The sequence below is a fragment of the Ruegeria sp. C12 genome, from assembly GCF_056537745.1.
In genome coordinates this window covers 84,290-98,142 of the sequence record NZ_JBQFSA010000010.1, presented here as the reverse complement: position 1 = coordinate 98,142, position 13,853 = coordinate 84,290, and the positions used below count along the sequence as shown (strand labels likewise).

The following is a 13,853-nucleotide window of genomic DNA, read 5'->3' as shown; positions in this document are numbered from 1 at the left end:
TCCTCCAATTTATCCATTTGTCATTCGCGGAAGGGGCAACTTCGCCCTCAAGTGCGAATGACCGTCATCTTTTCGTAGGTCATGTCTTCGAAACTGCCTTTGATGCCGCCAACACCGAGCCCAGAGGTGCCGAGGCCGGCAAATGGCATCCAATCAACTCTGAAGGCTGTGTGGTCGTTCACCATTACGGCGGACCCGTTCAATGCATCAGCTGTACGCATTGCAGTGTTTATATTTTGAGTGAATACGGCTGCCTGAAAGGAGGCATCCACGCTATTGGCGCGCTCAACGGCTTCCTCCAGAGAGCGACACCTGAACACACAAACCACCGGGCCAAACACTTCCCGCTGCGCAACATTGCTGTTGTCGGGGGGGTCAACCAAAACGGTAGGTTCATATAACGTCTCAGAGAGCTTTCGGCCTCCGCAACGACAATCTGCACCTTCGGCAATTGCCTGCGAGACCCAATCGGACACTCGATCAACTTCTGCGTCCGCGATTAGGGGGCCAACATCAGTATCAGGGTGCGTTGGATCACCAACAATCAGTGTTTTTGCTTTGGCCGTCAGGGCTTCAATGAAACCATCCGCTTGCTCCCCGACGACGAACACCCGTTGCACAGAGACACAGACTTGGCCTGCGTGATAAAAGGCGCCCTTGCAGATGCTGTTGATGGCTTCTTCCTGATCGACGTCGCTGTCTACGATCACTGGCGCAACTCCGCCATGCTCTAGGGCGCAACGTGTTCCTGGAGCAAGCTTGCTCCTTAAGTACCAGCCGACTTTTGCGGAGCCGATAAAGCTAAAGAAAGCGGTTCGAGGATCCCGAACCAAACGTTCCGATGTCTCTCTATCGCACAACGCGACGAAACAACGTTCGGACGACAATCCGGCTTCCCGCAGAATGTCGACATAGGCGAGACAGGATAATGGTGTCAGCATCGAGGGCTTAATGATTACGGGGCAGTTGGCTGCGATTGCAGGTGCAACTTGGTGCGCAATCAGATTGAGCGGATGGTTGAAGGCGCTCACCGCAACCACCGGCCCGATAGGCTTTCTACGGGTAAAGGCAATCCGCCCCTCACCTGCCGGCGTAATCCCCATCGGGATTTCGTCGCCTCTTTCAGAAATCAGTAACGACGCGGCAAGTTTGGTACTACTGGCGGCGCGCTCGACTTCCACCAGAGCGTCCACCAAAGGTTTTCCACCCTCCAGTGCAATTTGATGCGCGAGCTCCGCCTTACGAGCCAAAATTATCGAAGCTGCGTTCTCCAATATTTCGATGCGCTTCCAGCGAGGGAGCTTTTGATCCGCCGAACAGTGCATATTCTGCGCTCGCGCCAGCGCGGCTTCCACCTGCGACCAGTCCAACTGCTCTATTTTGGCAATTTCTGTGCGGTCGTATGCACTGACTACGTGAGTTTCCATCTGGGAGGCGCCTGACAAGGTTTCCACTACTTTCGTGAGTTGCAATGACTGCCATTGGCCTCGCTTCTCACGATCCAATGGCAGCCTCGTTTGTTCAGTTCGCTTTGAACTCGACCGTCACGAAAGTGAGCTTCGTGTCGCCAATGTTCTCAAGGTCATGGACAAAGAAGTCGCCGTCCTCGAGCTCAAAGTGCCGCGTGTCACCTGCTTGGTAGTCAGTATCGCGCACGGAACCGTCATGATAGTGAGAGCGCGATTTTCCGGGCCCGGTCACGGTCCAGAAATAGGTTTCTTCATGCCGGTGAAACGGAGCGCGCTCTCCGGGTTCCAGCTCAAGATGCCAAATCCGCAAAGTCTCTGTCTCTGACACAACGCGAGATCCCACCTGACGATTGTTCCAGTTGGCTTTGATCTCAGCACGAAACTCCTCTGTCCAGTTCGAGAAATTTTCTGGGTTCATGTCGTTTGGCATTTGCTCCTCCTTCATCAAAACTTGATTCTATTGATCGTTCGAACATTTTAGTAGTCGATATAAACAGCTTTTGTAAGGGCATTTTGTGTGTTGACGCAACACAAAAGTCTGCTTATTGATCGTTTGGCCATTAAGGAGGAGATGATTGACGCGTGGAGACGCTTCGGCATGAAGAATGGCTCGCGTTCGCAGGGAACTGTGTTTTTTGCTCACGTGCTTTGGATCGGGGCTCGTCTGCTCGTGATCAGTTGCAGCGGCCTCATGTCAATTCATCCAGATCAAATGAAAGGGAGGTCTCATGACCAACAAAATTTCACGTCGTAACTTTGTTCAAACAGCAGCCTTGGGTGCAGGTGCTACAGCGCTTGCAGCACCTGCACTTGCAGAAGGTGGAACAGAGCTCAAAATGCTCACATGCTGGCCAAAAAACTTTCCAGGGCTTGGCACGGGCGCGGAACGCTTCGCGGAACGTGTTGCCACGGCAAGTGGCGGGAAGCTCCGGATTAAGGTTTTCGGTGCTGGCGAGATTGTCGCCCCGTTCGAAGTCCTCGACGCAGTCGCTTCGGGTGCAGGCGATTTGACCCATGACACACCCTACTATTGGTTCGGCAAAGATCCGGCCTTCGTCTATTTTGCGACCGTCCCCTTCGGACTGACCGCGGACGAGCATTTCACCTGGCTGAGATTTGGTGGCGGTCAGGAACTGTGGGACGAGTTGGGTGCCGCACACGGCGTCAAACCTCTTGCAAGCTTGAACACCGGTGCTCAGATGGGCGGCTGGTTCAAAGAGGAAATCAAGTCAGCTGCCGATCTGCAGGGTCTGAAAGTTCGCTACCCGGGTCTCGGTGGGCAGATGCTCTCAAAGCTTGGTGCGACTCCGATCAACATCCCTGGTGGTGAGCTTTTCACTGCGTTGCAGTCCGGGACAATCGATGGTTTGGAATGGATTGCGCCTTGGAATGACCTGGCTTTTGGTTTCCATCGTACCGCAAAGCACTACTACTACCCCGGCTTCCACGAAATGGGTCACACGCTCGGCTCCAACATCAACAAGGATGTTTGGGAAGGATTGAGCGATTCAGAGCGTGAAATTCTGCAATCCGTAGCGGATGCCGAATACATGACCTCGCTCGCTGAATACAATGCACGCAATCTGTCCGCGTTGAACCAACTGGTTGATGACCATGGCGTCCAATTGCATGAGTGGCCAAGCGACATTGTCGACGAGATGAAGCGCATCGCGCCTGACGTGCTTGCCGAGAATTCCGCAAAAAGCGAGATCGCGGGCAAGGTTCACGAAAGCTGGATTGCGTTCCGTGAATCGCAGCGCGAATGGGGTCAAATCGGCGACTATGCCAACGCACGCCTGAAGCAACAGGGTTAATCCTAGCATCCATACAGGCAGTTCCTTCAGCCCAAAGCTGAAGCGAGCAGAATCGTCGAGGCTGGGTTTTACGGATTTCCTGGCCTCGACGGTGAAACATTCGATCTATTAAGTGCCAGTATTGCATATAGGGCTTCCGGTTTACGGACCTTCCTGGCACCACTTCAGGGAGGAAAAAATGTCCGAGTACCAAGGCCATATGCGCGGTAGCAGTTGGCTCGACCTCATTATCGAAAAACTTGGCAAAGCTGTCCGCTGGTTGGCGGTCGCAATGGTCTTGCTACAGTTTTTTGTTGTCGTTGCCCGATACCTATTCGATGCGGGATCAGTGATGGCTCAGGAAGCGATACTGTACCTGTTTGGTACAATGTTCATGCTTGCATTGGCCGATAGTCTTGCAGCGGATAGGCACGTTCGCGTCGACATGCTCTATCACACATACTCTGAAGGAAAAAAGCGCTTCGTAGACGCGGCAGGGATCGTCATATTTCTGCTGCCCCTGTGCCTCTTCATGCTTTGGAGCTCGCGAGAATATGTTCTCAACAGCTGGGCTTCTTTTGAGGGGTCTCGCGAAGCGACAGGTTTGCCGGGTGTTTTCTTGTTCAAAACGGTAATCCCAGTGGCATTGGTGTTGGTTATTGTTCAGTCCCTTGCAATTTTTGCCCGCTGTATCGGGCTTGGAGGGCAGACCAATGATTGATGTTCACAACCTCTACCTGCTCGCTCTGTTTGTTGGTTTGCTTCTGTTCTTGATGTCGGGATTCCCAGTCGCATTTGTGCTCGGCGGGTTCTCCCTTCTTCTTGGTGGGCTCGGAGTCTTGCTGGGACATTTTGATGCGTCGTTCCTGTCTGCGATTCCGCAACGAATTTATGCCGCCATGACAAACGACATCCTTTTGGCAGTCCCACTCTTTGTTTTCATGGGTGCGATGTTGGAACGAAGTGGCATCGCTTCAGAACTCCTTGATGGCATCGGCCGCTTGTTTGGTCGTCGTCGGGGTGGGCTCGGGTACGCGATTACGCTTGTAGGTGCGCTTTTGGCCGCCTCCACAGGAATTGTCGGCGCAACCGTGACCACGATGGCTCTGCTTTCGCTTCCCGTGATGTTGAAATGGGGATATTCCCCAAAACTTGCGGCCGGTTCTATCTGCGCGGCGGGGACGCTTGGCCAAATCATTCCACCGAGTTTGGTTCTGGTTCTGCTGGCTGACACGATTTCGTCTGCCTATCAAAAGGCGCAACTGGAGATGGGGAACTTCTCGCCTGACACAGTTTCGATCTCGGACCTGTTTGCTGGCGCGCTACTTCCAGGTCTCTTGATGGTGGTGATATTTCTCGCTTATCAGATTTGCCTGGCGTTTTTTGCACCGAACACCTGCCCTCCTCCGCCGGAGCGCGAAGCAGATGAGATGACAATCTCAGCTTCAACTCTTTTGGCTCGGCTCGTGCCTCCATTGGCGCTTATTCTAGGTGTACTCGGATCTATCCTTGGCGGTGTAGCGACTCCGACCGAATCAGCAGCCATTGGTGCAGCTGGCGCCGTTCTTCTAGCCGGGTTTGGCACGGAGCATCGAGCTCGGGCTAACATCGCCCTTGGATTTCTTGGGCTTGCAGTCTTGTTGAAACAGCTTGTCTTTGCAAACGTCGAAGTTTCCTTGTTCGCTGAGCGTATCATCGTCGGCATTCCAGTGATCATCTTTTTTGGGTTCTTCTTTGTGGCCCTTGTAAAAACGGCGAAATCATCAGCGCTTGTCAAATCAGCTACTGAAACCACGCGATTGAGCGCTATGGTCTTCATGATCTTGATCGGCGCGGCAATGCTGTCTTTGGTTTTCCGCGGTTTTAGTGGTGATGAAGCGGTTCAGCATTTGATTTCAAGTGTTCCAGGTGGCCCCTATGTCGCGCTTGCGGCCGTCTTGGCAGTGATGTTCTTGCTGGGATTCATTCTGGACTTCATTGAGATCATCTTTGTGATTGTTCCGACGATTGCACCGGTGCTTCTGGCCTCTGGGATCGATCCGATCTGGCTTGCCATTTTGATCTCACTAAACCTTCAGACATCGTTCTTGACGCCACCCTTTGGGTTCGCGCTGTTCTACTTCCGCTCGGCAGCGCCTCCTCAGATATCGACAAAGGATATCTATCTTGGTGTGCTACCCTTTATTGGCTTGCAGGTGCTGGTCCTCATTATCGTTGCCTTCTTTCCGGCAATCTCGACCTGGCTTCCCTACGCTTTGCGATAAAACGAAGATGCCACCCGTTTCGACGGGTGGCATCCTCCGCACATGCTATATAGGGCACGTGAGCTAACAACGTGGGTTACAAAGCAGAGGCAGTTCGAGACTTATGGTACAGAAAGAAACATCAACAAAACCGCAAACCAAGAAGCGACAACGCCTTTCACCTCAAGAGCGCGAGCACCAAATTGTAAAGGGAGCAATTGATTTTGTAGCAGATCGAGGGTTGAACTTCTCTACCCGCGACCTCGCCAAACATTTGGGGATAAGCCAGAGCCTTCTATATCGCTACTTTGAACACAAAGACGATATCGTGGAGAAAATCTACGAACGCGTCTATCTTGGACGTTGGGACCCCGAATGGGATGAAACTCTGATTGACCAGAGCCGTTCTGTTGAAGAGCGTCTCGTTAAGTATCTTCAAGACTATACAAAGGTGGTCCTGCAAAAGGATTGGGTCAGAATTTTTCTGCTGTCCGCCTTTGATGACCCGGTGATCTCGCAAAGGTACATCGCACTTCTGCGCAAGCGCATTTTTGAACCGCTCCTGAACGAGCTTTTACAAGAGATGGGAAGAAAAACCGATCTCGACCCAGCGGATCGCGAGATGGCACTCGAATTGATCTGGGGGTTTCATTCCAGCTTTTTTTATCTCGGCGTACGACAATGGGTGTTCAAAATGCCCGCGCAAGTCGAGTTGGAGTCACTCATCGCATGCCGTGCACGCTCTTTTCTCAATGGATTTAGAGTTCACTTGGAAGCGACAAGCAGCAACGTTTCTTAGCGTCCGGAGAACCACGTTATTAGAAACGTAAATCCATCCACAAGAGTTCCACTTAGTCGAGTGAACAAGCCATCAGAGGTGAACGACAAGAGTTAAGAGCCTCGTGCCAAGGTATACGTCTTGGGTCAGGATGAGCACATCTTAGCCCAAGCTTCCTGGACGAAGCAGTACACATTACATCGAACTGAGCAGGACATTTGAGTATTTGAATTACGTTCCACAAAGACTGACATCGCAATCAATCTCAGGCGGCGTGTTTGTCTCAACACTAGCGGTTTTTAACGAAGACTTGTCACTGGCGCCAGAGGTGATCAGCGCGCAGGCGACAAGATTGTCGCGGATAAGCGGTATTCAAGGAATTGCCGTCAATACACCGGTTCGAGATCGTGCAAACCTGTCGAAAAGTGAGAGTCTTGAGGTCGTTGCAGCAACGCGGTTAGGTCTCTCGAAAGAAAAGGTTCTTCTTGCCTGCGTTGGAGAATTCGGGGACGACGTTTTAGAGAGATGCTCAGAGTTCCGTTCTGTTGGTGCAGATGCGGTTATCGTGTTTCTTACTGATTGCGGGGCCGCAGACCCTAGGCACAAATGGCTCAAACAACTTCCAAGTCTCGCAGAACGAATGGACTTGCCAGTCGTGATCGCACTGCGACAGAACAAGCGAAGCTCGCATTCAGATCAGACACTAGTCACGAGCATCGCGGAAAATTGTAGCCGCGTTCTTGGATTTGGCATTGGCGACCAAGACGACGTCGTGATGTATGATCAACACTACTATGCGCTCAAATCAGTGAACCGACCGATCGCAGTTCTTTCGTCATCTGAAGGCGCGTTGTTTCACAGCCTAAATACTGGTGGTGACGGAGTCCTCTCTCGTTTGGCCATGATTGCACCATATGAAGTCACCAGCCTGTATCAAGCAACACAACAAGGTCGCTTCTTTGATGCTCAAGCGTTGCATACGAAGCTCGCGCCAATCGTTGCGCTCATAAATGAGCGCAACCCTGAAGAACGCGACCTTGTGTATCGCCACATGGCCTACCAGCGCGGCCTCCTTCCGTCACCGAATTCACGTGGCGCAAAGGCTGATATTTCGCAATGCTCGATCACCAAAATCGAGCGCACTTTGAGAGACGTCTCGCTCCGGGAAATAGACCAATAGGGGTTGCTTCAGGCTAAATGCAGAATTGGGCAGTACGAAGTTTTCTGAGTAAGTTAGCTTGAAACTGGCCATTCATAGCGTCGGGGTCGAACGCGGACGAAGCGGGCGTTCGGCACAGTCATTCCAACGTCTGCTTTGGTTCAAAACGGTGGGGGTCGCATTCTGACGGAGCTCGACTTCACGATTGACGTGTTCGTTGTTGCCATCCGCCCAAATGTTTCAAGCAGTGGATCCAATTCACCAATATCTTTCAGCAGCAACCGGGCCACAAACCCATCCTCACCCGTAACTTTGTCGCACTGCACGATTCTATCCGTATCCTGAATCTGCTGCTCCAGCACATGGCGCTTACCGGGTAGTGGGCGAAATCTGACAACAGCTTCAAGAGCATACCCCAGGGCTACCGGTGAAACCTCGATCGAAAACCCTTGCACAATACCTCTGTCTTGTAATCGCCTGACACGATCACGGATTGTTGGCGAAGAGACCCCCAGATCAGCGGCGAGGTCTTTCCAACTGATGCGCGCATCATCCACCAATGCGGTGAGAATGCCGCGATCAAGGTCGTCTAAAGTATTTTCCATTCCAATGCAGATACCCAAAAATGCTTCCTTTTCCATGCTTAAAACCATCTATCTGCTTTTATTTCCAGAAGCACATTTTCGCAATCACGTTTTATCTTTACATGGAAGCAATATTAAAATTTGAGAGAGACTATGAACTGGGCACTTTGGGCATCCTTTGCGGCAATCTCCGCTGTGAACATTGTCACGCCAGGACCGGCGAACCTGAATACTGTGCGGCGCGCGATGCAATTGGGAATGAAGCAGGTTGCGCCCACAATATTTGGCAATGCCCTTGGTCTTGCTGTAGGCGGAGCCATTTGTGCAGCGGGTATCACGTCATTTGTGATGGCATCAGATTTGCTCTGGCCCCTTTTTCAATGGGTGGGAGTGGCCTATTTGGTTTGGCTTGGGGTCAAACTATTGGTTAGTAGAGAAACCTTGTCTCTGAACTCTCAGGCCGACCTAACGGTGCCAGCTCGCGTTTTGTTTTCAGAGGCATTTCTACTGGCAACCACCAACCCCAAGGCGCTGCTGTTCTATATGGCGCTGTTCCCTCAAGTTCTGGACTTGGAGCGGGGATTGGCGCCACAAGCGAGCATTCTCATTCTGACCTATTGTGGCCTGTCCATTCTGTCGCTCGCCACCTATTCGGCGCTTGCACATTTTTTCTCGAGCAGTTTCATGACGCGGGCTCGGTATGACAGATTCCGACAATTTTCCGGCGTCATCCTGATCGGATTTGCGGCCAAACTATTTCTGAACATGCGCTGACGTAATGAAGTTTGCCTTGCTCATCCTGCTCGACTGCCTCTGGAGCGTGTGCCTCAGTGCAGAATAGGGCGGTAAAGAGTTTTCTGCGGCAGTGTATCGTCAAGCGGCTCAATACCTCTAAAGTCATGCAAGAAACGCCCAATGAGACATTGAAAGAGACCCGACAGGCGAGCGGTCTCAGCTTCTACGCTCATTGAGACACGATCACCAAAGCGGGGTCGTTTGCACACCGGGCGAAACGGCACTCCAAGCCCCTTTCTTGTGAGCAACCGTCAGAAATCACGCCGCGAAAGAGGAAAAAGAGCCCATCTCGACCAATGCTGCAGACTGCACGAAGGTCCGTTGTAGCAGTTCACGTAGGCGTTTCGCGGCCAGCTCATCGCGATGATGAACTTCGGTCACGATGCCCAGCAGCCTCTGTGGCAAAGTAGTTTTTATAGTCGTGAAATTTCTTCTTCAGCCAATCAACGAGAGCACGCTTGCGTGGGTCGTTGTCAATAGGCCGAGTTGATATACAGAGGTATTTGGAACCATCTGGAACAAAGCCGAAAGGCGCCGTCAGCCTAGTGTTTTCCATGTTTCGGGCAACCATAAAGAGCGACATCATTGCAATGCCATGCCCATTCTCAGCTGCTTCTAGAGCAAGAAAATGATGTTGGTGTTCAACCTCGCGAGTCAGCGTGTCTTTCCCGGTTTGATCGTTCCAGTTCAGCCAGGCGTCAGGGCGGCTAGAAGACCTGATGCGTGTGTGATTTTGCGGCTCTGAACCCCGTCCAAAGGAAAGATCCAGGTTCATGACCGGTCCGACAAATTCTTTCGCAATTGTTTCGATATGCAGGTCTGGCTCAAGGTCGAAGTCGTTTCTGCGGATCGCAAGATCGATACCGTGCCTGTGAAAGTCAACCGCACCGCCACCCGAGAGAATTTTGAGCTTTATACCGGTTTCCTCTTCGATCACTGGTGCAAGGGGAATCAATAGCTTAAGACAAATCGTGGGTTCGCAGGAAACAACAAGAGGAGTAGTCGCATGGTCGGGTGCCAGCCTGTTCACAAGACTATCCAAGTCTTCGAACATCTCGAACAAATGCGCAGCAAGCTCCGAGCCTTCAATTGACAGATCAATACGATTGCCTTGGCGATAAAAGAGTGGCAATCCCAAGTTTTCTTCAAGACCTTTGATTTGTTTGCTGACGGCTCCTTGGGTGATCCTGAGTTCTTCAGCCGCCGCTGCAAAACTTCCTCGCCTTGCACACACTTCGAACGTGCGCATTGCTTTCAGGCTCCATTTGTACCTTTGCCGTCTTTGATCTTTCATGAAAAAAACTCTTGGTACTGCATGACCTTTACTCGTTTGTAATTTTGCCGGTCGCGCCTCAATTTCAGCGTGCAACATATCCAGTATAACTTGCTCTTTGGAGGAATTGGAAATGCAATCCCCGGCCGCATTGGCGACCCCATCCGCCCCCGTTACGACTTACCCGATTTATTGCGAAAAATTGGCGAAATATGACTTTGTGCATATGTCCCCGGAAGCCTTTCTGCGGGAAATCAACGACCTGCCGCAGCACGAGCTGGAGAGTTTTCGCGATAGCTGGAACAATCTTGAAGTTGACCAACACATGGCTGACGGCGGTACATACCGCAAGCGGCGTCACGGCACTTTTTCAGCGACGCGCGCAGGGGGTGGTATCGCTCACGAAGCGCACCAGCCGCACTACCAAACCAGAACCTTCAACGATCTGAACGGCGGCGTCCAACGATATTTTGCACCGCTGGAAGATCACGTGGCCGACGGAAAAGTTCTCAATGGTATCCTGAAGTTCGCGTCGCGCAGCTTTGGGATGCTGTCACCAATGTATGACTGGCATATCGAGACACATCAGTTTCGCATCAACGCCCTGTCCACCGGAGGAAAGCCGACACCTGAGGGCGTTCACCGCGACGGCGTTGACTATGTCCTCATGGTTCTCGTAGACCGGCACAATGTCGTCAACGGGACCACGCGTGTCCTTGATGCGGACAACAACGAAGTTGCACAGTTCACCCTCACCAAGCCGTTTGAGGCCGTCATGGTGAACGATCTTCGTGTAGCACATGGCGTCTCGGCCATTCTTCCGGCGTCGGCCGAGCTCAAAGGTCATCGTGACATGTTCGTCGTCACGTTCAAAAGAAAATAGCAAGTAAGCCGCCCGTCACCAGCCATGCTGGTGACGGGCCTATGAAAGGAACCTAGCTTTGGACATCACTCAAGCATGGGTGATCGCAACCATTACTTGGCTTGCAGTCATCAGTCCTGGGGCAGATTTTGCCGTTGTCTCAAGAAATTCGTCGCTCTTCGGCCACGGTGCGGGACTCGCGTCTTCGGTGGGTATTGCCTCCGGGTGCTTTGTTCACGTCGCGTATGCGATTTTAGGCCTGGCACTCATATCGCAATATGTGCCTGGATTCTTTGAATATGTTCGGATCATCGGCGCTGGTTATCTGCTTTATCTGGGTCTGGCGATGGTGCGCTCCCAGCCAGTTCAGGTGAGCGCAAATGATGGAGATGACAATCAACTCACCAACTGGCGTTACTTCGGGATGGGGTTGCTAACCAACAGCCTGAACCCAAAGACATCGCTATTTGTCATCAGCCTATACAGCCAGGTCATCGGGCCAGAAACATCGCTCGAAGCCAAATTGCTGTGGGGTGCGTTTATCGCAATCTCTCACTTCTTATGGTTCAGCGCTGTTTCCATGTTCATGTCTGCATCTGCCATCCGCACTCGCATACTCAACAACCAGCGCGCATTTAACATCGCCATCGGCTTTGTCCTGCTTCTGCTGGGGTGCTTCTTGCTTCTAAAAAATGATCTGGGGATTTGACATGCCAAAACCAGTCGCACTGATCGATCTGGAAGGGGTGCTCTTTCCTGAAATGTGGCCCTCAATCGCATCGGCCATAGGCGATACGAGACTCGAAGTTACAACGCGTGAAGTCTCTGACTATCCGACGCTTATGGCACAACGGCTTGAGCTCCTGCGTTGCAATGGGGTCCAACTTACTGAGGTTGAGGAGATTGTATCAGGATTGTCTTTTCTGCCCGGGGCCATTGACTTCATTGAAACGCTCAAGACTTTCGCTGACGTCGTGATTGTCACAGATTCATTTGCACCGATGAACGCCAGCGCACTTGGGGCGCTTTCCGTGAGCCGCGTCTTCACGAACCATCTGACGGTCGATTGTCACGGTTTTGCCGCTGACTGTTTCTACTGGCATATCGGGCAAGGCAAGGCCCGGATTTATGAGTTCCTGCCCGAGGGAGAAGCACCGTTCCTTGCAATCGGGGATGGGTTTAATGACCTTGATATGCTACGTGACGCTGATCTTGGGATACTGTTTGACCCCTCGGATATGACGCTCCAGTCAGCCGGAGAGTTACCTGTGCTAAGAAATCTTGAGCAGGTGCTTTCAAGGTTTTCAACATTCGCAGAAGCATATACTTAGTTGGCTCCAAAAATGTCAGGAGCGCCTGATCTGCCGGATGCCGAGCGCGGGATGAATGACAGCTCATGAACTTCGAGGTTTTTGCGCCTAACATTTCGACGTAACTTTACTAGGTTGGAAGGTGTTCTTTGGGGGATTTGTTTTTAATCTTTTGCAGTCATATCAACCCCGTCCAGTTTTGAACCTTTTGATTAATGAAAGTAACGGTTGGTATCAGAAAAGATATGCCATCCTTGCCGACGGAAGAGAGTTCGATGATGTTATCGTCGCCACCGCGGCTGAGGAAGCTCCATGACGACTACCAGAAGCTGGATCACTAAACTATGAAACGGGAAACCAAGGCGTTGCGTTTCAAATCGTTCACTTTGCAGAAGTCGCGGTCGTGTCTCCGGTGTTCTATTGGTTATGAGTTAGCGTCTTGGCTCATTTGATTCAGATGAGGGCAAGCTGGGACTCACCGACACAGTTCAGAGATGGGGTCAAGGAAGTGGTTGGTCGCATCTGGGAGATGAACATCGTCCAGCTTGAGGTCGGAGCCTGGGCCACCAATCTATTGGACGGCAAGAGATCGACTGACGACAATTAGCCGTACATCCGGCTTGATTGGCCAAAAAAGGAAGACATGGGTAGCAAGGGGCCAACGGCGTGAATTTTTTTATGAAGTTCTTTCAAGGTTGGAGGCGAGGTCGCCTTCTTCGGCAATTGAATGACGCCAATACATTTCAAAAAATCCAGGAAGCAAACATGTCAGAGGAACAGATTAGTTTGCGTCGCCGCCGCCAAGAAAATGCGCAACACAGGCAGAAATGGCTTGATAGCGCGTGCGTATTGAACCTGCGCGTAATCACGCCAGACAGCGAGGAAGGTCGTGCTTTTCTGGCCAAGTTGGATGCGGGGGATATCCACTATCTTGTGAGCAACATCTACTATGATGGTCCTTTCGATGAGGACTGGGCGATGGCCTGCTTGCTGCACCCGAAATGCGATCTTGGTACGGGATGGCAATTGTTTCTCGGCTCTGGATCACCGATGTCGATCGAAGAGTATCTCTGGGAAAACGACGCCAAGAAAAACCCTCTCGGGATATTTGAGGCAGACGTGCACCGCAATGATGCCATCCTAAAGCGTATGAACACTGCGAGCTTTGCGTCGCGAGACTACGCCCCGTCAGAGCCAGAACGTGTCCTCGCCTACGAAACGAAGATGCACGCTGCGCTTTCAGAGGGCAAGAAATTGAGATGGCATATTCCAGACGATGCGTTCATCGGTTTGAAAGGGTTGGAAGCGGAAACGCATTTCGAAAGAAATGGGGATGACATCCTCGAAGCCTTTGAAATCTGGCTGGCCAAGAACGACCCGGATCAATAGAGCGGCCATTCGTGTCGCGTGCAGCATCGGACACTTTGGGCTCATTCGCTCGCTTCCGCAGCGCAATGCACAAGTGCCAGCTTTTGTAGGCACGAGAGGTTTCAATTTGTTTCTGCGCTTGTCGGCCGTCATCAATGTTCCCCGGTGAAGGTGATGCTCACCCATCCGAGCGGTAAATTATGCGCGAGAAGATTCGCT

Annotated in this window: 15 protein-coding genes; 11 read left to right on the top strand and 4 right to left on the bottom strand. The window is 51.8% G+C overall.

Features of this window, described 5'->3' with window-relative positions; translation table 11 throughout:
- Positions 1–47: 47 nt before the first annotated feature.
- Together ACR0C9_RS18910 and ACR0C9_RS18905 are read right to left on the bottom strand one after the other, a co-directional pair.
- The gene (locus tag ACR0C9_RS18910; RefSeq protein WP_480781735.1) at positions 48–1,505 is read right to left on the bottom strand and encodes an aldehyde dehydrogenase family protein; all 1,458 of its coding nucleotides are present in this window, start codon (positions 1,503–1,505) and stop codon (positions 48–50) included.
- Positions 1,506–1,521: 16 nt separating this feature from the next.
- On the bottom strand, positions 1,522–1,887 hold the full coding sequence (locus tag ACR0C9_RS18905; RefSeq protein WP_480781734.1) for a cupin domain-containing protein: 366 nt from the start codon (positions 1,885–1,887) through the stop codon (positions 1,522–1,524).
- Between the two features lie 310 nt (positions 1,888–2,197).
- On the opposite strand from ACR0C9_RS18905, the gene ACR0C9_RS18900 reads away from it, so the two are divergent.
- The 5 genes from ACR0C9_RS18900 to ACR0C9_RS18880 all read left to right on the top strand — a co-directional run bounded on the left by ACR0C9_RS18900 (position 2,198) and on the right by ACR0C9_RS18880 (position 7,463).
- Positions 2,198–3,283 carry a TRAP transporter substrate-binding protein gene (locus tag ACR0C9_RS18900; RefSeq protein ID WP_480781733.1) on the top strand — a complete coding sequence of 362 codons (1,086 nt, stop codon included), beginning with the start codon at positions 2,198–2,200 and terminating at the stop codon, positions 3,281–3,283.
- A 178-nt stretch (positions 3,284–3,461) separates the two neighbouring features.
- Positions 3,462–3,983, top strand: a complete 522-nt coding sequence (locus ACR0C9_RS18895) for a TRAP transporter small permease subunit (RefSeq protein WP_480781732.1) — start codon at positions 3,462–3,464, stop codon at positions 3,981–3,983.
- Entirely contained in the window at positions 3,976–5,526 is a 1,551-nt protein-coding gene (locus ACR0C9_RS18890) for a TRAP transporter large permease (RefSeq protein ID WP_480781731.1), read from the top strand. The genes ACR0C9_RS18895 and ACR0C9_RS18890 overlap by 8 nt, the downstream gene beginning before the upstream one ends.
- 103 nt (positions 5,527–5,629) lie before the next feature.
- Entirely contained in the window at positions 5,630–6,304 is a 675-nt protein-coding gene (locus tag ACR0C9_RS18885) for a TetR/AcrR family transcriptional regulator (protein ID WP_480781730.1), read from the top strand.
- 205 nt (positions 6,305–6,509) lie between these two features.
- Positions 6,510–7,463 carry a dihydrodipicolinate synthase family protein gene (locus ACR0C9_RS18880; RefSeq protein ID WP_480781729.1) on the top strand — a complete coding sequence of 318 codons (954 nt, stop codon included), beginning with the start codon at positions 6,510–6,512 and terminating at the stop codon, positions 7,461–7,463.
- 140 nt (positions 7,464–7,603) lie between these two features.
- Here ACR0C9_RS18880 and ACR0C9_RS18875 read toward each other — a convergent pair whose 3' ends face one another.
- Positions 7,604–8,083: an Lrp/AsnC family transcriptional regulator gene (locus tag ACR0C9_RS18875; protein WP_480781728.1), complete on the bottom strand. Its 480-nt coding sequence runs from the start codon at positions 8,081–8,083 to the stop codon at positions 7,604–7,606.
- Between the two features lie 96 nt (positions 8,084–8,179).
- On the opposite strand from ACR0C9_RS18875, the gene ACR0C9_RS18870 reads away from it, so the two are divergent.
- On the top strand, positions 8,180–8,800 hold the full coding sequence (locus ACR0C9_RS18870; protein WP_480781727.1) for a LysE family translocator: 621 nt from the start codon (positions 8,180–8,182) through the stop codon (positions 8,798–8,800).
- A gap of 376 nt (positions 8,801–9,176) precedes the next feature.
- Here the strand turns inward: ACR0C9_RS18870 and ACR0C9_RS18865 are convergent, their stop codons facing one another.
- On the bottom strand, positions 9,177–10,115 hold the full coding sequence (locus ACR0C9_RS18865; RefSeq protein ID WP_480781726.1) for a LysR family transcriptional regulator: 939 nt from the start codon (positions 10,113–10,115) through the stop codon (positions 9,177–9,179).
- Between the two features lie 112 nt (positions 10,116–10,227).
- Between ACR0C9_RS18865 and ACR0C9_RS18860 the strand changes: the two genes are divergently transcribed.
- From ACR0C9_RS18860 to ACR0C9_RS18840, 5 genes are all read left to right on the top strand, one after another.
- A complete protein-coding gene (locus ACR0C9_RS18860) occupies positions 10,228–10,977 on the top strand; it encodes a 2OG-Fe dioxygenase family protein (protein WP_480781725.1) in 750 nt (249 codons plus the stop codon).
- A gap of 58 nt (positions 10,978–11,035) precedes the next feature.
- On the top strand, positions 11,036–11,665 hold the full coding sequence (locus ACR0C9_RS18855) for a LysE family translocator (RefSeq protein ID WP_480781724.1): 630 nt from the start codon (positions 11,036–11,038) through the stop codon (positions 11,663–11,665).
- Positions 11,649–12,287 carry a bifunctional phosphoserine phosphatase/homoserine phosphotransferase ThrH gene (gene thrH / locus ACR0C9_RS18850; protein ID WP_480781723.1) on the top strand — a complete coding sequence of 213 codons (639 nt, stop codon included), beginning with the start codon at positions 11,649–11,651 and terminating at the stop codon, positions 12,285–12,287. Before ACR0C9_RS18855 ends, thrH begins: the two co-directional genes overlap by 17 nt.
- Before the next feature lie 436 nt (positions 12,288–12,723).
- Positions 12,724–12,873 (top strand): hypothetical protein, encoded by a 150-nt coding sequence (locus tag ACR0C9_RS18845; RefSeq protein ID WP_480781722.1) that lies wholly within the window; start codon positions 12,724–12,726, stop codon positions 12,871–12,873.
- A gap of 158 nt (positions 12,874–13,031) precedes the next feature.
- Positions 13,032–13,655 (top strand): hypothetical protein, encoded by a 624-nt coding sequence (locus ACR0C9_RS18840; protein ID WP_480781721.1) that lies wholly within the window; start codon positions 13,032–13,034, stop codon positions 13,653–13,655.
- Positions 13,656–13,853: the final 198 nt, after the last annotated feature.

What these genes read in the sequence shown, in the direction of transcription:
- ACR0C9_RS18860 (WP_480781725.1), top strand. Translation starts at nt 10,228, where the DNA reads ATGCAATCCCCGGCCGCATTGGCGACCCCATCCGCCCCCGTTACGACT.
- thrH (WP_480781723.1), top strand. Translation starts at nt 11,649, where the DNA reads ATGATCTGGGGATTTGACATGCCAAAACCAGTCGCACTGATCGATCTG.
- ACR0C9_RS18875 (WP_480781728.1), bottom strand. Translation starts at nt 8,083, where the DNA reads ATGGAAAAGGAAGCATTTTTGGGTATCTGCATTGGAATGGAAAATACT.
- ACR0C9_RS18905 (WP_480781734.1), bottom strand. Translation starts at nt 1,887, where the DNA reads ATGAACCCAGAAAATTTCTCGAACTGGACAGAGGAGTTTCGTGCTGAG.
- ACR0C9_RS18895 (WP_480781732.1), top strand. Translation starts at nt 3,462, where the DNA reads ATGTCCGAGTACCAAGGCCATATGCGCGGTAGCAGTTGGCTCGACCTC.
- ACR0C9_RS18840 (WP_480781721.1), top strand. Translation starts at nt 13,032, where the DNA reads ATGTCAGAGGAACAGATTAGTTTGCGTCGCCGCCGCCAAGAAAATGCG.
- ACR0C9_RS18865 (WP_480781726.1), bottom strand. Translation starts at nt 10,115, where the DNA reads ATGAAAGATCAAAGACGGCAAAGGTACAAATGGAGCCTGAAAGCAATG.
- ACR0C9_RS18870 (WP_480781727.1), top strand. Translation starts at nt 8,180, where the DNA reads ATGAACTGGGCACTTTGGGCATCCTTTGCGGCAATCTCCGCTGTGAAC.
- ACR0C9_RS18890 (WP_480781731.1), top strand. Translation starts at nt 3,976, where the DNA reads ATGATTGATGTTCACAACCTCTACCTGCTCGCTCTGTTTGTTGGTTTG.
- ACR0C9_RS18900 (WP_480781733.1), top strand. Translation starts at nt 2,198, where the DNA reads ATGACCAACAAAATTTCACGTCGTAACTTTGTTCAAACAGCAGCCTTG.
- ACR0C9_RS18845 (WP_480781722.1), top strand. Translation starts at nt 12,724, where the DNA reads ATGAGGGCAAGCTGGGACTCACCGACACAGTTCAGAGATGGGGTCAAG.
- ACR0C9_RS18885 (WP_480781730.1), top strand. Translation starts at nt 5,630, where the DNA reads ATGGTACAGAAAGAAACATCAACAAAACCGCAAACCAAGAAGCGACAA.